Here is a 17,725-nt window from a genome sequence, read left to right as displayed (position 1 = left end):
TCTGTCTGGTGTCTTGCAGGCCTACTGCAAATCGACTTTGAGATGCTCGTAGGGAGTGCCCTTGGCCCGCTGATACGAGGCGCGGATCTCGTCCTCGGCCTCGGCGCGCCCGACCCAGGACGCACCCTCGACGCTCTTGCCGGGCTCCAGATCCTTGTACACGGTGAAGAAGTGCTCGATCTCGAGCATCACCATCTGCGGAACGTCGTCGAGATTGTCCATGTAGTCCCGCCGGATGTCCGCCGTGGGAATGCACAGCACCTTGTCGTCGCCGCCCATCTCGTCCTGCATCTGGAACATCGCGATGGCGCGGCACTGGATCAGGCAGCCTGGGAAGGTGGGCTCTGCGACGATGACCATGGCGTCCAGCGGATCGCCGTCCTCACCGAGTGTTCCCTCGATGAAGCCATAGTCATAGGGGTACTGAGTCGAGGTGAACAGGGTGCGGTCGAGCCGGATGCGCCCGGTGTTGTGGTCCATCTCGTATTTGTTCTTGGTGCCACGGGGGATTTCGACGGTCATGTCGAAGGTCAGGCCGAACTGCGGCAGCCCGGTGGCGATGCGGAAATCATCGGTCACGTCGTTGCGTCCTTATGATTGGTCACCGGAGACTGGTTGCTCTGGCGGCATGGGAGACGGACCAGACATTACCCGGTCAGGAAGTGGCACGTGAATTCATCGAGGGATCGGCGCTGGTTGCGTTGGGTCATTCTCGTGGTGGTACTGGCGATTGTGGCCCTGTTCGCACTGTTCGGGTGGAGGCCGCTGGCCCGGCGGGCCGGCATCGTCGTTCCCGCCGCGGCGCAGACGGTCCCTGCTGCGATGTTCAGCCCCACCGCCAGTGATGCCCCGCAGGGCGCAGGCACCGTGTCCCCGGCTCCCGTGCCGTCATCCTTCAGGCCGGCCTCGGCCCAGAAGGTCGATGCTGTGGTCCAGGCCACCGGGGTGACCCCCAATTCCACGATGTCCGTGCGTGATCTGACCACCGGTGCGGCGCTCTCGTCGACCCGGGCCGATGATCCCGTCGTGCCGGCGTCCACCATGAAGCTGATGACCACCATCTCGCTCGTCGACAAGGTCGGTGCCACCACGACTTTCGACACCAAGGTCGTGATGGAATCCCCCTCCTCGATCGTGCTGGTGGGCGGCGGGGACCCACTGCTGGCGAGCTCGAAGAGTGCCTACAACTATGGAGAGCCGCTGCCACCTACCACCGAGGAATTGGCCGCTCAGACAGCAGCCGCCCTGAAGGCCAGGGGAATATCGCAGGTCAGCCTGGGATATGACGATTCGCTGTTCACCGGCGATGCCCGTCACCCCGGCTGGCAGCCCGGCGACATGGAGTTCGTCAATGACATCTCGGCCCTCATGGTGGACGAGGGCGGCGGCTCCACCACACCGGCGGCCAGCGCCGCCAGCACCTTCGCCGGCCAGCTCGCCGCGAACGGAATCCAGGTCAACGGCGCCCCCTCCTCGCAGCAGGTCACCAGCTCGGCCGAGGCACTCGCAACGGTGCATTCCCTGCCCTTGTCAGAGATCGTCCAGCAGTGTCTGCGTCACAGTGACAACACGATCGCCGAGACGCTCTTCCGTCACCTCGCCATTGCCTACGGCCAACCGGCCAGCTTCGACGGCGGCGTCACCGCGCTGCACCAGGCGATGACCGATCTCGGGCTGTGGAGCCCGGCTGATTCATTGCACGACGGCTCCGGGCTGGACGAGGCGGATCGGCTCACTTCTTCTTCCCTCTCCCAAGCCATCGTCCTCGCGGCGAGCCGCGAGGAGCTGCGTCCGATACTTCCCGGCCTTCCCGTCGCGGCGGCCACCGGCACCCTCGATTCCCGATTCATCGACGCCGCATCCTCGGCCGGCGGCGGCAGGGTCCGTGCCAAAACCGGCTCGCTGGACATATCCGGAGCCCTCGTCGGGTACACCCCGACCGCGGACGGCTCGATGGTGGCTTTCGCGATCGTCGCCAATGGCGCGGGCACCGATTTCCGTCCCTATCTGGACAAACTCGCGGCTGGCCTCGCATCCTGCAGCTGCTCCTCCTGAAACCCTTCCGGGATGCCGCTGAGCGAATAAGATCACCGACTATGGGGACAGAGATGCCGTGGATCGACTGGAATGCAGCCGAGACCACGGCAACTGTCCTCACACCGCCCGGACCTCGGGTCTGTGATCAGGAGCGGCTGGACTGCGTGCGCGACCTGCGGGAGGCGGCCCGGATCGCGCCCGGACTCATCGCACAGGCCGCCCAACTGCCCTCCCGGGGCGAAGACATTCTCGAGCTTGTCGTGGACCGACCCGGCATCATCCGGGCGAATATCGCAATGGCCCGCACCATGGCGGAGCGTATCGGCGCCACGGCACCATCGCCCACGAGCCGGACCGCGCGGGCGGCCGGGAAGGCACGTGGGCACTCCATCGGGGTGATTCTGGCGGCGATTGCATCCCGGATCCTTGGCCAGTTCGACGCCCTCGGGTCCAGCCCGAGACTGCTGCTGGTTGCGCCGTCGATCATGTCGGTGGAGCGCCACCTGGGTGCAGTGCCCCGTGATTTCCGCACCTGGGTGGCTCTGCACGAGCAGACTCATCGCGTGCAGTTCGCCAACGCCCCATGGCTGACCGGCTGGATCACCGATCAGATGCGCACAATCGTGGACAGTGATTCCGAACATGGCCTGATGCAGGACCTCGACGCCCGGCTCGCTGCGATCCGCCGGGACATCCGCGAGCACCGGCCCTGGAGCACGCGGGTCGCCGACGCCACCCAGGACTCCTCGATGATTGCCGTGCTCGACTCGGTCGCGGCGGTGATGTCCTTGTTGGAAGGCCATGCCGATGTGATGATGGACCGCGCCGGCCCGGGGGTGGTTCCCACCCTGGACAGCATCCGACGTGACTTCGACCGTCGGCGCAACCGCAGTGGCCCCTCCGCGTGGCTGGGCCGCCTGATCGGAATGGACGCCAAACTCGCCCAGTACCGCGACGGCGCAGAATTCTGCCGCGCAGTCATCGCCTCCGGGCATACCGAGGTCGAGGGCATCGCCACTTTCAACAAGGTCTTCGAATCGGCCGAGATGCTGCCGAGTCTCGACGAGATCCTGCATCCACAGGGATGGATAGACCGCGTCGCGCCCGATTCCCAGGCCTGACGGGCGGCTCCGATGACGGTGCATGCCCTCAGCCCTGCCTGTCTGGCCGTGGTCAGCGCAGTGCGGGGAATTCTGGACGCCGCGCGCGACGGCGAGCTCCGGGTGCGAGTGGGTTGTTCGGGGGGGCCCGATTCGCTGGCACTGGCAGCGGCCGTGGCCTGGCAGGTCCGGCGGGAACCGGAGCTGAGGGCCGAGGCCATGGTCGTGGACCACCAGCTGCAAGAAGGCTCCGGCCAGGTGGCCCGGGAGGCTGTGCAGACCGTCACCGGTCTCGGTCTGCCTGCGCGGATGGTACGCGTCAGCGTCGACCCGCAGCACCCCGACGGTCCCGAGGCCGCTGCGCGCAGCGCCCGCTATCAGGCCTTGTGCTCTGCGTCCCCCGCATTTCAGCTCCCAGACCTCCTCCTACTGGGACACACCCTCGATGACCAGGCGGAGACCGTGCTGCTCGGCCTGGCCCGTGGCTCCGGAATCCGCTCGCTGGCCGGAATGGCTCCCAGCTCGGGCCGTCGTCCGCGCATGGTGCGCCCGCTGCTGGGCCTGCGCAGGGCCCAGACCCATCAAGCCTGCACGGACTGGGGCCTGAAGCCGTGGACGGATCCGCAGAACCGGGACGACTGCTACACCCGCGCCCGGGTGCGGGCCCGCGTGATGCCCATGCTGGACGCCGAATTCGGCCGCGACATGGCGAAAAGCCTGGCGCGCACGGCACAGCTGGCCCGCGCAGACGCCGATCTGTTGGACGAACTCGCCCGCGACGCGCTGGACGAACTGCTGGTACCCGGTACATCCCATCCGGGACTGGACTGCAAGGGCCTGGCCGGCCGGCCTCCCGCGCTGCGTGGCCGGATCGTGCGGGTCTGGCTGACTCGATGCGGGGTGCTCGCGCCGGACTTCCAGCACACCTCCGCCGTGCTGGGATTGGTGCTGGCCTGGCACGGTCAAAAAGGAGTCAGCCTGGCCGGGGGTTGTCAAGTGGTGCGTCGCGATGGGCATCTGGAGTTGGCTGCCCCCGGACTGCAATAAGCTTGCGCCGTGGATGCTGCCGACATCGCCGATGACCTGGACAAAGTTCTCATTCCCGCCGAGAGTCTGGCCGAGCGGGTCGAAGAGCTCGCTGCCCAGATAGACGCTGACCATGAAGGGCATGATCTGCTCCTCGTGGGAGTGCTGAATGGCGCGATGATGGTGATGTCGGACCTGTCGCGAGCCATGAAGTCCCGGCTGAGCGTCGACTGGATGGCAATCTCCTCCTACGGTACGGGAACCCACAGCTCTGGCGTGGTCCGTATCCTGAAGGACCTCACCACCGACATTCACGGCCGCGATGTGCTCATCGTCGAGGACATCGTCGACACCGGCCTCACACTGTCCTATCTGGTGCAGAATCTGCGCAGCCGCGGGCCCAGCAGCCTGCAGATCGCCACCATGTTCCGCAAGCCCGAAGCCCTCACCTCCCCGGTCGACGTCAAATACGTCGGTTTCGACCTGCCCAACGACTTCGTTGTGGGCTACGGACTGGACTACGCGGGGCACTATCGCAACCTGCGCGATGTGGCGATTCTCGCTCCGCACGTGTACAGCTGATCTGCCTCCGGCACCAACGGGTCGTGACATGTCGCGCTGGTAGTCTCGTTGTCCAGCGCGCCCAGGAAATCCTCCTCTCGGGCGGCCACGGAACGCGCCCGAGAGCGCCGAGAGTTGGTGACCGAGGTACATGCCCAGTCGGCAGAAGATTCTGCGTGGACCCCTTGTATGGGTTCTCGTGCTGGTGGCGGCTCTGTTCGTGGGGGTCAACCTGATCGGGCGCAATGACGCCTACACAGAAATTCCCACCAGCCGCGCGGTCGACATCATCAACGGCTCCCAGCCGATGACCGAGGTCATCCTCACCGCCGGTGACCAGACGGTGCAGATCAGGATGAACGACTCCGCGCACTCGCGCTACAAGTCCAGCTATCTGGAGGGCCAGACCACGGCCTTGACCGATCGGCTGAACCAGCGGGTCTCCGATGGCTCCCTCACCTCCTGGCAGGGTGTTACTCCTGGGCCGAGCATCTGGACTTCGGTCGCCTACATCGCCATCCCGGCACTGCTGATGATCTTGGCCATCTGGTGGATCATGGGTTCGATGCAGGGCGGCGGGCGTGGCGTCATGGGCTTCGGCAAGTCCAAGGCGAAGATCGCCAACAAAGACACTCCCACTACGCTCTTCTCCGATGTCGCCGGTTGCGAGGAGGCCATCGAGGAACTCCAGGAGATCCGCGAATTCCTCTCCGACCCGGGCAAATTCGAGAGGGTCGGGGCGAAGATCCCGAAGGGCGTGCTGCTCTACGGTCCGCCTGGAACAGGCAAGACGCTGCTGGCCCGGGCGGTGGCCGGCGAGGCTGGCGTTCCCTTCTTCTCGATGTCGGGCTCGGATTTCGTCGAGATGTTCGTCGGCGTGGGTGCATCCCGGGTGCGCGACCTGTTCGAGCAGGCCAAACAGGAAGCCCCGGCCATCGTCTTCATCGACGAGATCGACGCCGTCGGCCGGCACCGCGGAGCCGGCACCGGTGGTGGGCATGATGAGCGCGAGCAGACCCTCAACCAGTTGCTGGTCGAGATGGACGGATTCGCACCCAACCAGCAGGTCATCCTGATCGCGGCCACCAACCGCCCCGATGTCCTCGACCCGGCACTGCTGCGCCCCGGACGATTCGACCGGCAGATCCCGGTGGAGGCCCCCGACATGGAGGGCCGACTGATGATCCTCAAGGTGCACGCCCGGGGCAAGCCAATCGCCAACGATGTGGACCTGGCCAGGATTGCCCAGCGCACCCCCGGCATGACGGGCGCCGACCTGGCGAATGTGCTGAACGAGGCGGCCCTGCTGACGGCTCGGCAGAATCTGCCCACCATCGGGCGCACCCAGCTGGGCGAGGCCATCGATCGTGTGCTGGCCGGCCCGCAGAAGCACTCCCGCATCATGGACGAGCACGAGGTGCTCGTCACCGCCTATCACGAGGCGGGTCATGCCCTGGTCGCCGCCGCGATGCCCGGTAACGACCCCGTGCAGAAGATCACCATCCTGCCGCGCGGGCGTGCCCTGGGCTACACGATGGTGATGCCCGACTCCGACAAGTACTCCACCACCAGGGGCCAGCTGCTGGACAAGATGGCCTACATGCTGGGCGGCCGGGCAGCAGAGGAACTCATATTCCACGACCCCACCACCGGTGCGGCAAATGACATCCAGAAAGCCACCGACGTGGCCCGTGCGATGGTCACCCAGTACGGCATGAGTGATCGGGTCGGCACCGTGCAGCTCGGTTCTGGAGACTCCGAGCCCTTCCTGGGCATGGGCTATCAGCAGAGCAAGGATTACTCGGAGAAGCTCGCCGGCATCGTCGACGAGGAGATCGCCACGCTGCTGGAGAATGCCCATCAGGAAGCCTTCGATGCGCTCGTCGCCAACAGGGAGGTACTCGACGAACTGGTTCGCCAGCTGGTCGAGAAGGAGACCCTCGACAAGGAACAGGTGGCCACCATCTTCCGGGAGCTCGATCTGCACCCGACTCGCGGCGCCTGGACAGGTTCCCCGGCCCGTGAGCCGTCTGTCATCCCACCGATCACGTTGCCGGTGCGGCGAGTCCGGCGCAGCACGCCCACTGATGTACCCGAGCAGCACACCGCGGCTCTGCCCTGGCAGCCGCCGGCCGACTGGCAGCCGCCCTCCTCGGGTTCCAGCCCCCACTAGGATGGGCGCGCAGTCCACTCCAGGAGGCAGCGTGACCATCTCCAAGGCGACCGATTCGCCGGTCGGCGGGCCTTCTGCGCCCGACAATTCCGCCTACCGGATGCCTGGCCGCGAATTGCCAGCAGGATTCGACGGTGCCCGGGTCGAGGCGGCTGTGCGCGAGTTGCTGGCCGGCATCGGCGAGGATCCCGATCGGGAAGGCCTGCTGGAGACCCCGGCAAGGGTGGCCAGGGCGTGCGGGGAAATATTCTCCGGCCTGGGGAGGGACCCCGCCGAGGTGTTGGCCCGCACCTTCGACATCTCCCACGACGAGATGGTGCTGGTGCGCGACATCGAGCTGTACAGCACCTGCGAGCACCACCTGATGCCCTTCTTCGGCGTGGCCCATGTCTGCTACATCCCACCCAAGGACGGCCGTGTCACAGGGCTGTCGAAGCTGGCCAGACTGGTGGAGCTGTATGCCCGTAGGCCCCAGGTGCAGGAGCGGCTCACCGGTCAGGTGGCCGATGCACTCGTGGACGTGCTGCACGCCAGGGGGGTGCTGGTGGTGGTGGAGTGCGAGCACCTGTGCATGACAATGCGCGGGGTCCGTTCGCCCGGCTCCAAGACGATCACCAGCGCTGTGCGCGGTGTACTGCGCGATCCTGCCACGCGCGCCGAGGCGATGAGCCTGATCACCGAGGGCCGCTGAAGGTGGCCGCTGCTCGCCACACGATGGTCATGGGCATCGTGAATGTCACCCCGGACTCGTTCAGCGATGGTGGCCTGTATCTGGATGCCAGCAGGGCAGTGTCCCACGGTGTCGAGCTGGCCAGCCAGGGTGCCGAGTTGCTCGACATCGGCGGGGAATCCACCAGGCCCGGGGCCCAGCGCGTCAGCGAGGACGAGGAACTGCGCCGCGTGCTGCCGGTGATCGAGGGCCTGCACGCCCTCCCGGAGATGGCCGCGGTGCCGATCTCGGTCGACACCATGCGCGCCACGGTGGCCAGCGCCGCGGTTGAGACCGGCGCGTCCATCGTCAACGATGTCTCCGGTGGGCTGGCGGACCCGCGGATGTTCCCGGTGGTCGCCGGCCTGGGCGTCGACTATGTCTGCCAGCACTGGCGGGGATTCGGTGCCCAGATGGCCTCGCGGGCGCACTACGGCAATGTCGTCGCAGAGGTGCGCAGCGAGCTGGGGGCGCGCCTGGACGCGGCGATCTCGGCCGGCATCGGTGCCGAGCGCATCATCGCCGACCCGGGTCTCGGCTTCGCGAAGATGGGCGAGCAGGACTGGGAACTGCTGCGACACCTGGATGCCTTCGCCTCGATGGGGCACCGTCTGCTCATCGGCGCCTCCCGCAAGCGTTTCCTCGGTGCGCTGCTGCACGGGCGTGAGGTGGGTGGGCGGGACGCCGCCACGGCCGCGATCTCGGCCTGGTGCGCCCAGCACGGAGTGTGGGCGGTACGCACCCACGAGGTGGCCTCCCAGGTGGACGCCGTGGCTGTGGCCGAGCGCCTGGTATGGACCGGCGAAAATGCTCCATCAGGAGATGGGCACTGATTTCTTCAGCTCGGCAGGGTACTGTGCGCACCCCAGGTGGGTCGGGTACCGTGGCGCGAAGACGCAACGCGTTCGAGATGAGGAGCTGGCATGGCTGTGTCGCCGGAGCCAGATTGCGTGGTCATCAACCTGACGGGATTGTCCACTGTGGCACGCCATGGCGCACTCGACCATGAGCACGTGATTCCGCAACCATTTGTCGTCGACCTGAGTCTCCTGGTGCCGGAATTCGGTGATGACGATCTGAGTCATACAGTTGATTACTCGCAGGCTGCCCGGGCTGCCCTCGAGGTCCTCTCCGCGGAACCGATGAATCTCATCGAGACCATTGCCTCCCGAATTGCCAGTGCCTGCTTGCGGATTGAGCCAGTGCGCGCCGTGGAGGTGTGCGTCCACAAGCCCCATGCACCCATCGCCCACACCTTCGGCGATGTCTCGGCCACTGTCTACAGGAAGGCATCATGAGCACATTCCCGGTCGATTCGGACACGATTGGCGACCTGAAACCCCTCAACCAAGTGGTTCTGTCGCTGGGCTCGAATATGGGCGACAGCCTTGACATATTGCAGGGCGCAGTCGACCTGCTGTCCGAAACACCGAATCTCATCCTGGTGGATCTGTCGGCGGTCTACCTCACCGCACCCGTCGGTGATCTGGATCAGCCTGATTTTTACAACTTGGTGGTCCTCGGCGAATCAATTCTTGAGCCATTTGTGCTGCTTGAGAGATGTCAGGCGATTGAGCGCGCCTTCGATCGGGAGAGAATCCCGAGCCGTCCGAAGGGGCCGCGGACTCTCGACATTGATCTCATCACCGTCGGATCGAGAACCTCGCAGACCGAACAGCTGACGCTTCCGCATCCACGGGCTCATGAGCGGGCATTTGTTCTCGTTCCCTGGCTGGATGTCGAACCAACTGCGCAATTGCCCGAGGGCACTGTGACGGATCTCATCTCCGGCATGGACACCAGTGGTGTGCGCCGCCTCGATGTGGGTCTCGTCAAGCCCGGCGCCGGTGCCTGAGCGTCCTGGAACGCTGCGACCCACCACAGCGGTCTCCGTTGCCGTGGCAGCAGCCGTGGGAGCCCTTCTGGGCGGTGCATTGCTCATCGCCGTGGACAGGGCGGGGTCGGTCGCCCCACTGACTCCCTGGCTGCTCGTCGTGCTGCTGGCGCTGGGCGCGGTTTTGACCTGGTGGTGGGCCAGGGCGATGGCCCGGACGGTTGCCCAACGGCCCGAAGACATCGACCCACAGCGCGCGGTGGCGGCCTTGGCTTGCGCGAAGGTGGCAATTCTGGCAGGCGCAGTATTGGTGGGTTTTCACATCGTGTACGTGTTGACCTTCATCGGCCATCTCAATTTTCCGCTGCCCCGCGCCCGGGTGATCTGGGGTTCGGCCACGATTGTGGTGGCTGTGCTGCTTGCCTGCGCGGGTCGTGCGCTGGAAAAGGCGTGTATCTCGCCCGGCGCCGGTTCCGATGACGGCGATGCCGAGCAGAATGGCGAACTGACTTCTCTCTGAGTGCCAGAAACTGGTGCGTGTGCGTACGAATGCAAAATGCATCTGCCGCAACCGACCAACCGGGAACAATGTCCGCACCACGACTTTGATTCCGCTGAGTTGATGGATTGCCTCGTCGTCTCCCGGCCCAGGATGACTTACGCCGGAAGGAAGGCTAGCATGAGAAGGCTGTGAAACTCATTTGAGTGCTCTGCGATGGAGTATTTGAGTTTGCTGGCCGATAGTTGTTAACTATCATAATGAAGTAGCTTTAAGAATCTTCTGATGGGCGCTGAAATAGCATTCTCGTCCCCCCGAAAGGAATGACATGGCACGAAACGTAAAGGTTGTGCTCACCGACGATATTGACGGCAGTGAAGCCAGCCAGACAGTGGGTTTCGGCCTCGACGGCGTCACCTACGAGATTGATCTGTCTGATGAAAATGCGTCCAAATTGCGTGATGCGCTTGCGGAGTGGGTGGGCAATGCCCGCCGGGTGAGCGGACGCAAGTCCACTGGTCGTCGCTCCGGCGGTTCCTCCAGCGGCGATGCTGCTCAGATCCGCGAGTGGGCCCACGCAAACGGTCATGAGGTGCCGCTGCGTGGCCGTATCCCCAAGGATGTTCGTCAGGCCTATGAAGAGGCCCACAAGTAGTCCACGCCAGGGCGCAGTCTCGCGTGGTCCCAGCGCAATTCGCCTCCCAGAGCTCCTAGAGTGCTCTTGGGAGGCGTTTGTGCTCCCGGCGAACGACCGAACAACTGACCATCAAGCACGGTTAATAGACTTGACCAAGAGCGAGAGCGGCGCTGGCCCAACCGGTCCGGCGGGTTCTTGCGAAGGAAAGGCCATAGGGCCTGCTGTTAGGAGACCTCATGTTTGAGCGCTTTACCGACCGCGCGCGCCGGGTCATCGTGCTGGCCCAGGACGAAGCGAAGATGCTGAATCACAACTACATCGGCACCGAGCACATTCTGTTGGGTCTCATCCACGAAGGTGAAGGCGTTGCGGCGAAGGCCCTGGAGCAGATGGGCATTTCGCTCGAGGCGGTCCGCGAACAGGTCGAGGAAATCATCGGCCATGGGCAGACCCCGCCCACGGGTCACATTCCCTTCACCCCGCGCGCCAAGAAGGTGCTGGAGCTCTCGCTGCGCGAGGCGCTCCAGATGAATCATTCCTATATCGGCACCGAGCACATCCTGCTGGGGCTGATCCGTGAGGGTGAGGGGGTGGCCGCCCAGGTGCTGATCAAGCTGGGTGCCGACCTCAACAGGGTGCGCACCACGGTGCTGGCACTGGTCTCGGGCTACCAGGACGAGAACGGCGCCCAGCCCGCCACCGCGGGTGCTCCCGAGGTGAATCCCTCGCAGAGCCCCAGCAATGGTGCGCTCGACCAGTTCGGCCGAAATCTCACCCAGGCCGCCCGTGAGAACAAGCTCGATCCTGTCATCGGCAGGGAGAAGGAGATCGAGCGGGTGATGACGGTGCTGAGCCGTCGCACCAAGAACAATCCGGTGCTGATCGGTGAGCCCGGCGTCGGCAAGACGGCCGTCGTCGAGGGACTGGCTCAGGCCATCGTCCGCGGTGATGTTCCGGAGACCCTGCGGGACAAGCAGATCTACACCCTCGATCTCGGTGCGCTGGTTGCCGGCTCTCGTTACCGCGGTGATTTCGAGGAGCGCCTGAAGAAGGTGCTGAAGGAGATCAAGAACCGCGGCGATGTGATGCTCTTCATCGACGAGCTTCACACCCTCGTGGGTGCCGGTGCCGCCGAGGGCGCGATCGACGCAGCCAGCATCCTCAAGCCGATGCTGGCCCGCGGCGAGCTGCAGACCATCGGCGCCACCACGCTGGAGGAGTACCGCAAGCACATCGAGAAGGACGCCGCCCTGGAGCGGCGCTTCCAGCCCATCCAGGTGGAAGAGCCCTCCATCCCGCTGACGATCCAGATTCTCAAGGGCCTTCGGGACCGCTACGAGGCCCACCACCGGGTCGCGATCACCGACGAGGCGCTGTCCGCCGCGGCGAACCTGGCCGATCGGTACATCCAGGATCGCTTCCTGCCCGACAAGGCCATCGACCTGATCGACGAGGCCGGCGCAAGGCTCCGGATCGCTCGGATGACCGCGCCGCCGGACCTGCGCGAGTTCGACGAGAAGCTCGCCGACACCCGTGCCAGGAAGGAGGCCGCCATCGACCACCAGGACTTCGAGGCCGCCGCCAAACTGCGCGACGACGAGCGCAAGCTCATCGCCGAGAGGCAGGAGAAGGAGGCTTCCTGGCGCGATGGCGAGGCCGAGATCCCGGCCGTCGTCGGTGAGGAGGAGATCGCCCAGGTGCTGTCCAGCACCACCGGTGTTCCCGTCGTGCGTCTCACCGAGGAGGAGTCCCAGCGCCTTCTCCACATGGAGGACGAGCTGCACAAGCGCTACATCGGCCAGGAGGAAGCCGTCAAGGCGATCTCGCGGTCGATCCGGCGCACCCGTGCTGGCCTGAAGGATCCGAACCGGCCGTCTGGTTCGTTCATCTTCGCCGGCCCCTCCGGTGTCGGCAAGACCGAGCTCACCAAGGCGCTCGCCGAGTTCCTGTTCGGCGACGAGGATGCGCTCATCACTCTGGACATGTCCGAGTACTCCGAGAAGCACACCGCCTCGCGGATGTTCGGATCTCCGCCCGGATACGTGGGTTACGAAGAGGGCGGCCAGCTCACCGAGAAGGTTCGCCGCAAGCCGTTCAGCGTCATCCTCTTCGACGAGATCGAGAAGGCCCATCCCGACATCTTCAACTCGCTGTTGCAGATCCTCGACGAGGGCCGGCTGACCGATGCCCAGGGCAGGGTCGTCGACTTCAAGAACACCGTGATCGTGATGACCACGAATCTCGGGTCGCGCGACATCAGCCGTTCGGTGAACCTCGGCTTCTCCAAGGCCGGTGACGATTCGTCCAGCTACGAGGCGATGAAGTCGAAGGTGAGCGACGAGCTCAAGCAGCACTTCCGCCCGGAGTTCCTCAACCGCGTGGACGAGGTGGTGGTCTTCCACCAGCTCAGCCAGGAGGACATCCTGCGGATCGTCGATCTCATGGTCGGGCGCATCGAGGGGCGGCTGGCAGATCGCGACATGGGTATCGAGCTCACGCCCGCTGCCAAGGAACTGATCTCCAAGCGGGGCTTCGATCCGGTGCTGGGTGCCAGGCCGTTGCGCCGTGCCATCCAGCGCGACATCGAGGATCCGATCAGCGAGCGAATCCTCTATGGGGATCTCAAGCCCGGCTCGATCGTGGTCGTCGACGCGGTGGAGAACGCCGACAAGTCCACTGCGGAGGCCTTCACCTTCACCGGTACGCCGAAGGATCCCGTGGGGGAGCCCGACATGGCCGAGCTGACCGGTGGGGACACCGGCAACAACTAGGGTCACAGCACACCAGCACTGAAGTCAGGCCGCATCCTTCGGGGTGCGGCCTGACTCGGTGTTCAGGGACGGTTGTTCAGGGGCGTACAGACTCGCTCACCTGGCGGTTGATCTCGCGCACCACCTGGCTGGCCAGGAGCGCGGCCGGTATGGCGAGTAGGTCGGCGATGCCGGTGGCGGTGAAAGCGGCGCGGATGCCATTCAGACTCTGCACGGATCCCTCGATCCAGGCGGCGGCCAGCTGGGCTGCCCAGAAGACCAGCCAGCACACCCACCAGCGCATGGTCAGCCGGGTGAATGTGCTGTCATCGCGCCGTACGAGTAGCTCGTGACTACGCCGGATGTCCTGCAGCGGCCACCACCAGGCAACCACGGGAATCACCCAGGCGATCATCTGCACGGAGGGCTGGCGGATCAGTTCGCCCTCGGGCCACAGCAGCCGCGCCAGGCTCCGCTGCCAGGCCATCCAGACGGCAGCGGTGATGAGCAGGACGAGACCGGTGGCGGTGGCCATCAGTGTCCAGGAGTTGTCCATCCGTGCGGTGGGTATGTCGCCGGGGCCCTCCATGCGCACCCGGGTTGCCAGCAAGAGGCACACCACCCCCGCGACGGCCTGCACCCCTGCCGATGTCACCAGCAACAACGGCAGAAGCCTGGCCTGGGACCACCAGGCCGCGGTCGGGCGCCCTTCGAGAGTCATCGGGAACCTTCCAGCATGCTGAGCTCGGACAGCACCGAGCGCAACGCGGCAACCCCGGGTTGGCCCGGGGCAGAGGACTGGCCGTCGAGTGCGGCGAAGGTTGCGCACGAACCGAACAGGTGGCCGACAGCCCTGCTCACCACGCCGACCGGACCCATCGCCATGGTGAGCAGCGGCACGCCCGCCTGCTCGTGGCGGCGGGCGGTGGCCATCAGCAGAGCTGCGGTGTCGGCGGGTGTGTGCGCCATGACGGCAAGCTTGGCCACCTGCGCACCCATCGCCTCCATGTCGGCCAGTCGCCGTTGCATCTGCTCGGTCCCGGGGGTGCCGGAGAAGTCGTGGTAGGACGCGATCACGGGTGTGCCGAGGGCCTTGGCTGCGGCGATGCAGTCCGGGGCGCCGAGGCGTTCGGCCTCCACGTCGACTGCCGAGATGGCGTCGATGCGCGCCAGTACGGCGACCAGCGCGGGGTACTGGTGGTCGTTGCCGGTGAAGTCGCCACCCTCGGCGGCCGTCCGCACGGTGGCGATGAGCGGTTTCCCGGCGGTCTGGCGGATCCGGCCGGCCACCTCGGAGAGCACGTCGGGGGCGAGGGGCTCGTCGAAGGCGTCCACCCGCCACTCGATGAGATCTGCAAGAGGACCCGCCTGCCGGGCCTGTCCCAGCAGCGTCTGCGAATCTTCCCCGACCAGGGGGATGATCACCTTCGGGCCGTTGTCGAGGTCACCGAGAATCGTGCCGCCCAGGTCCAGCGTCGCCATGGCCTCCACGCTAGTCCGCGCCGGACTGCGATTCCCAATGCAGTAGTACTCGCGCCAGCTGACGGGGATGATTGTGCCGCCAGTGCTCGCGCTCCTGGCGGGCCCAGCGGTCCCAGTGCGGGGCATACAGCTCGCCATCACGATCCAGCGCGGCGCGCTTGCGAGATGCGGCACTGCCGGCGAGCCACATGGTCGTGGTGGCCAGCGCTGCTGACTCAGGGGTGAGTGCGCCGCATCCTTCGACCAACAAGGGCGCGGCCGGGTCCAGGCAGACTCGATCGGTGCGATGGTGACCGGTCCAGTCCCATCGCCAATAGTGCGGATCCTCAGGGCCCAACAGCTGCGGCACCAAGGCGCTGGCCTGGGACAGCCCGTCCCAGCCGGGGTAGACATCATCGAGGTGCACGAGCTGGAGGCCCGTCATGCCAGCCGTCTCCAGCGCGTGCATCAGCTGCGCGGCGAGCCCGGTCTTGCCCGATCCCGAGCCGCCGTCCATCACGATCACTGCTCGTCTGCCCCCGGCCCTGGTCACAATGCGCTCCACGAGCTCGGGCAGCCCGGTGGGCAGCCCGATCCGAATGGGGTGCGAGGTGCCTTCGGGGCCAGGTGCGTTCATGAGGTGATGAAGGTGAAGGTGCCGAAGTGCACGGATGCCAGCACGGCCACCGCGTCCAGTGCCACGGTGACGATCCAGCCGATCCCATCGGGCCGGCCAAGTGTTGACTCGCGGGCCCAGGTGCGCTGCGCGGCGCTCTGCGCGGAGAAACCTCGGGCCTCCATCGCAGTGGCCAGCGTGGTACCGCGCCGGATCGCGAAGACCAGCAGCGCGAAGGCCATCGTCGCGAATCGGTGCAGCCGCCCGGTGTCGCCGAGTCCGCGGGTGCGCCGGGCCAGCGAGAGGGTGCGCCAGTCCTCGGTGAACATGCCTGCCATTCGCATCCCGGCCAACGCCCCGAGCACGAATCGGTCGGGCAGCTTGCACAGCTGGGCCAGGCCGTCAGCGGTGGCGGTGAGGTCGAGTCCGCCGAGCAGTTCCACGGCAGCGGCACCCAGCGCCAGAATTCGGAAGATGACAGCGATGGCCATGGTGACCGAGCGTTCCGTGACCACGACCAGGCCCCAGTGCCAGTAGACCTCGCCGCCCGGTTTTCCGTAGAGCGCCATCGAGATCGCCGCCAGCGGCGCCGCGATCGAGATCGGGCGCATCCGCATCGCCAGCTGGCGCGGTGGCACACCGCACACCAGGAAGATCGTCAATGTGCCGACCAGCATGACCGCCGAACTCAGCCAGTCCAGGGAGATGATGATCGGGATCGCTGCCACCACCAGGAGCAGCAGCCGAGTCACCGGATTGAGTCTGTCCAGCGCCGTGGTGGGCCGCGCGATGGAAGTCATGCCGTGGGCTCCATGGCGATGATGTTCTCCCCGAGCACTCGCAGATAAGCGTCGTCGTGGGTGACCGAGATGATGGTGCGACCCTCGTCGAGGATTGACTGCACGAGCTTCACCAGATCGATCCAGGTGTTGCGATCCTGACCGAAGGTGGGTTCGTCCAGCAGGATGACGGTCGGGCTGGTGGCCAGCACGGTGCCCACCGAGAGCCTGCGCTTCTCCCCGCCTGACAAGGTGAAAGGGTTCGCCTCGGCGATGTGGTCGAGGTGCAGCTGGGCGAGCAGCTCATCGACCCGGGTGCTCGTCTGCTGAGTGCTGCGGCCCAGCGTCCGCAGCCCGACGGCCAGTTCGTCGTGCACGGTGGCCTCGACGAACTGGTGTTCTGGGTTCTGGAAGACCGAGCCGATCCGGGTGAGCAGGTCGCGGCTGGGCCAGGTGCTCTGCTGGGCTGGGTCGAAGTGCCTGCGCAGCCGCCGCGTGAGGTGCTGGGAGGCTGTGGGGCGCAGCTCTGGGGCGGTCTGCACCTGACCGGCCAGCGGAGGCAGCACGCCGGCCATGGTGAGCGCCAGAGTGGTCTTGCCTGCGCCGTTGGGTCCGGTGACGGCGGTGGCACGCCTGGCTGGGATGCGGGTCGCCAGATGGGTGTGCACCGGGTGCTGCGGGGCGTAACCGATCGACAAGTCCTCGGCCCACAGCAGCGGCTCGGCGCGACCGGTGGGCTGCGGTCGCGCATGAATCCCCGAGTCGACTCCGGGCACCCATGCACCGGCTGCGGAGAGCTCCTCGCGATGGTGGGTGAAGACTTCCCGGGGCGGGCCGTCGGCGATCAGACCGCCACCCGGTGCCAGCGCGATCACCCGGTCCACCAGATCGACCCACACCTCAATGCGGTGCTCCACCACGACCAGGGTGGTGCGCCGGTCGGCCACCACCGAAGAGATCGCCTCGCGCACCTCCACGATGCCCACCGGGTCGAGGTTGGCGGTGGGCTCGTCCAAGCACAGGATCCCGGGGGCGCCGGCAACCCCGATGCGATCAGTTCCGATCTGCATGGCCAACGCCCCGGCGATGGCAAGCCTCTGCTGCTGCCCGCCCGACAGCGCATGGGTGGGATGGTCCAGCGGCAGATCCAGGTGCACGGCGTCCAGGGCTGCGCGCACCCGCGGCCAGATCTGTTCGCGGGGAACACACAGGTTCTCGCAGCCGAAGGCGACGTCGTCACCCACACGCTCGAGGATCACCTGGGAGCTCGGGTCCTGCATCACCAGGCCCACCCGGCCGCGGATGCGGGTGGGGTGCTTGCCGTTCACGAGCAGCTTTCCGTGCTCTTCACCCTCGTCCGCGCCGCCGAGGACACCTGTGAGCGCCGACAGCAAGGTGGACTTGCCCGCACCGGAACCGCCGAGCAGCAGCACCCGCTCGCCGGGAGAAATCGAGAAGGTCAGCCCGCTGGTCGCCCACCGGTTCCGGCCCGAATACCGCCAGCCCCAGTCCTGGGCTTCGACGACAGGTGCGCTGCTCAAGC

General features: G+C 66.1%; 18 protein-coding genes. 12 read left to right on the top strand and 6 right to left on the bottom strand.

Translation table 11 applies throughout. The features are described from left to right. Positions 1–21: 21 nt before the first annotated feature. Positions 22–579 carry an inorganic diphosphatase gene (locus ABF648_RS01910; protein WP_415630601.1) on the bottom strand — a complete coding sequence of 186 codons (558 nt, stop codon included), beginning with the start codon at positions 577–579 and terminating at the stop codon, positions 22–24. A 90-nt stretch (positions 580–669) separates the two neighbouring features. Here ABF648_RS01910 and dacB point away from each other — a divergent pair, with 90 nt between their 5' ends. From dacB to ABF648_RS01850, 12 genes are all read left to right on the top strand, one after another. Further along, entirely contained in the window at positions 670–2,055 is a 1,386-nt protein-coding gene (gene dacB, locus ABF648_RS01905) for a D-alanyl-D-alanine carboxypeptidase/D-alanyl-D-alanine-endopeptidase (protein ID WP_415630600.1), read from the top strand. Positions 2,056–2,108: 53 nt separating this feature from the next. Next, positions 2,109–3,158, top strand: a complete 1,050-nt coding sequence (locus tag ABF648_RS01900) for a zinc-dependent metalloprotease (RefSeq protein WP_415630599.1) — start codon at positions 2,109–2,111, stop codon at positions 3,156–3,158. A gap of 12 nt (positions 3,159–3,170) precedes the next feature. Further along, positions 3,171–4,184, top strand: a complete 1,014-nt coding sequence (gene tilS, locus ABF648_RS01895) for a tRNA lysidine(34) synthetase TilS (protein WP_415630598.1) — start codon at positions 3,171–3,173, stop codon at positions 4,182–4,184. A gap of 9 nt (positions 4,185–4,193) precedes the next feature. Beyond that, positions 4,194–4,745 (top strand): hypoxanthine phosphoribosyltransferase, encoded by a 552-nt coding sequence (gene hpt / locus ABF648_RS01890; protein ID WP_415630597.1) that lies wholly within the window; start codon positions 4,194–4,196, stop codon positions 4,743–4,745. Between the two features lie 130 nt (positions 4,746–4,875). Further along, a complete protein-coding gene (gene ftsH / locus ABF648_RS01885) occupies positions 4,876–6,897 on the top strand; it encodes an ATP-dependent zinc metalloprotease FtsH (RefSeq protein WP_415630596.1) in 2,022 nt (673 codons plus the stop codon). A gap of 100 nt (positions 6,898–6,997) precedes the next feature. Then, positions 6,998–7,588: a GTP cyclohydrolase I FolE gene (gene folE / locus ABF648_RS01880; protein ID WP_415630618.1), complete on the top strand. Its 591-nt coding sequence runs from the start codon at positions 6,998–7,000 to the stop codon at positions 7,586–7,588. Positions 7,589–7,590: 2 nt separating this feature from the next. Continuing rightward, positions 7,591–8,439: a dihydropteroate synthase gene (gene folP, locus ABF648_RS01875; RefSeq protein WP_415630595.1), complete on the top strand. Its 849-nt coding sequence runs from the start codon at positions 7,591–7,593 to the stop codon at positions 8,437–8,439. Positions 8,440–8,529: 90 nt separating this feature from the next. Beyond that, positions 8,530–8,904, top strand: a complete 375-nt coding sequence (gene folB / locus ABF648_RS01870; protein ID WP_415630594.1) for a dihydroneopterin aldolase — start codon at positions 8,530–8,532, stop codon at positions 8,902–8,904. Then, entirely contained in the window at positions 8,901–9,461 is a 561-nt protein-coding gene (folK, locus tag ABF648_RS01865; RefSeq protein WP_415630593.1) for a 2-amino-4-hydroxy-6-hydroxymethyldihydropteridine diphosphokinase, read from the top strand. Before folB ends, folK begins: the two co-directional genes overlap by 4 nt. After that, positions 9,454–9,960: a DUF3180 domain-containing protein gene (locus ABF648_RS01860; RefSeq protein WP_415630592.1), complete on the top strand. Its 507-nt coding sequence runs from the start codon at positions 9,454–9,456 to the stop codon at positions 9,958–9,960. Before folK ends, ABF648_RS01860 begins: the two co-directional genes overlap by 8 nt. Before the next feature lie 307 nt (positions 9,961–10,267). Continuing rightward, positions 10,268–10,594, top strand: a complete 327-nt coding sequence (locus ABF648_RS01855; RefSeq protein WP_415630591.1) for a histone-like nucleoid-structuring protein Lsr2 — start codon at positions 10,268–10,270, stop codon at positions 10,592–10,594. Between the two features lie 218 nt (positions 10,595–10,812). Beyond that, positions 10,813–13,347 carry an ATP-dependent Clp protease ATP-binding subunit gene (locus tag ABF648_RS01850; RefSeq protein WP_415630590.1) on the top strand — a complete coding sequence of 845 codons (2,535 nt, stop codon included), beginning with the start codon at positions 10,813–10,815 and terminating at the stop codon, positions 13,345–13,347. Between the two features lie 76 nt (positions 13,348–13,423). On the opposite strand, the gene ABF648_RS01845 is transcribed toward ABF648_RS01850, so the two are convergent. Genes ABF648_RS01845 through ABF648_RS01825 form a run of 5 tightly spaced genes read right to left on the bottom strand, consistent with a single transcriptional unit; the run spans position 13,424 to position 17,723 of the window. Then, positions 13,424–14,047, bottom strand: coding sequence for a DUF4328 domain-containing protein (locus ABF648_RS01845; RefSeq protein WP_415630589.1), 624 nt, complete (start codon positions 14,045–14,047; stop codon positions 13,424–13,426). Further along, positions 14,044–14,808 (bottom strand): type I 3-dehydroquinate dehydratase, encoded by a 765-nt coding sequence (gene aroD, locus ABF648_RS01840; RefSeq protein ID WP_415630588.1) that lies wholly within the window; start codon positions 14,806–14,808, stop codon positions 14,044–14,046. The genes ABF648_RS01845 and aroD overlap by 4 nt, the downstream gene beginning before the upstream one ends. Before the next feature lie 10 nt (positions 14,809–14,818). Then, positions 14,819–15,424, bottom strand: coding sequence for a cobalt ABC transporter (locus tag ABF648_RS01835; RefSeq protein ID WP_415630587.1), 606 nt, complete (start codon positions 15,422–15,424; stop codon positions 14,819–14,821). Then, on the bottom strand, positions 15,421–16,203 hold the full coding sequence (locus tag ABF648_RS01830) for an energy-coupling factor transporter transmembrane component T family protein (protein ID WP_415630586.1): 783 nt from the start codon (positions 16,201–16,203) through the stop codon (positions 15,421–15,423). Before ABF648_RS01830 ends, ABF648_RS01835 begins: the two co-directional genes overlap by 4 nt. Then, positions 16,200–17,723 (bottom strand): ABC transporter ATP-binding protein, encoded by a 1,524-nt coding sequence (locus ABF648_RS01825; RefSeq protein ID WP_415630585.1) that lies wholly within the window; start codon positions 17,721–17,723, stop codon positions 16,200–16,202. Before ABF648_RS01825 ends, ABF648_RS01830 begins: the two co-directional genes overlap by 4 nt. Positions 17,724–17,725: the final 2 nt, after the last annotated feature.

Source organism: Propionibacterium sp., from assembly GCF_047719395.1.
Lineage (GTDB): Bacteria > Actinomycetota > Actinomycetes > Propionibacteriales > Propionibacteriaceae > Propionibacterium.
The sequence above is the reverse complement of the archived record's forward strand: the minus strand, read 5'-3'. Positions and strand labels throughout refer to the sequence as shown.

Coding starts and splice junctions, on each gene's coding strand:
- ABF648_RS01855 (WP_415630591.1), top strand. CDS start 10,268: ATGGCACGAAACGTAAAGGTTGTGCTCACCGACGATATTGACGGCAGT.
- folB (WP_415630594.1), top strand. CDS start 8,530: ATGGCTGTGTCGCCGGAGCCAGATTGCGTGGTCATCAACCTGACGGGA.
- ABF648_RS01835 (WP_415630587.1), bottom strand. CDS start 15,424: ATGAACGCACCTGGCCCCGAAGGCACCTCGCACCCCATTCGGATCGGG.
- ftsH (WP_415630596.1), top strand. CDS start 4,876: ATGCCCAGTCGGCAGAAGATTCTGCGTGGACCCCTTGTATGGGTTCTC.
- folE (WP_415630618.1), top strand. CDS start 6,998: ATGCCTGGCCGCGAATTGCCAGCAGGATTCGACGGTGCCCGGGTCGAG.
- ABF648_RS01850 (WP_415630590.1), top strand. CDS start 10,813: ATGTTTGAGCGCTTTACCGACCGCGCGCGCCGGGTCATCGTGCTGGCC.
- tilS (WP_415630598.1), top strand. CDS start 3,171: ATGACGGTGCATGCCCTCAGCCCTGCCTGTCTGGCCGTGGTCAGCGCA.
- folK (WP_415630593.1), top strand. CDS start 8,901: ATGAGCACATTCCCGGTCGATTCGGACACGATTGGCGACCTGAAACCC.
- ABF648_RS01845 (WP_415630589.1), bottom strand. CDS start 14,047: ATGACTCTCGAAGGGCGCCCGACCGCGGCCTGGTGGTCCCAGGCCAGG.
- ABF648_RS01900 (WP_415630599.1), top strand. CDS start 2,109: ATGCCGTGGATCGACTGGAATGCAGCCGAGACCACGGCAACTGTCCTC.
- aroD (WP_415630588.1), bottom strand. CDS start 14,808: ATGGCGACGCTGGACCTGGGCGGCACGATTCTCGGTGACCTCGACAAC.
- ABF648_RS01830 (WP_415630586.1), bottom strand. CDS start 16,203: ATGACTTCCATCGCGCGGCCCACCACGGCGCTGGACAGACTCAATCCG.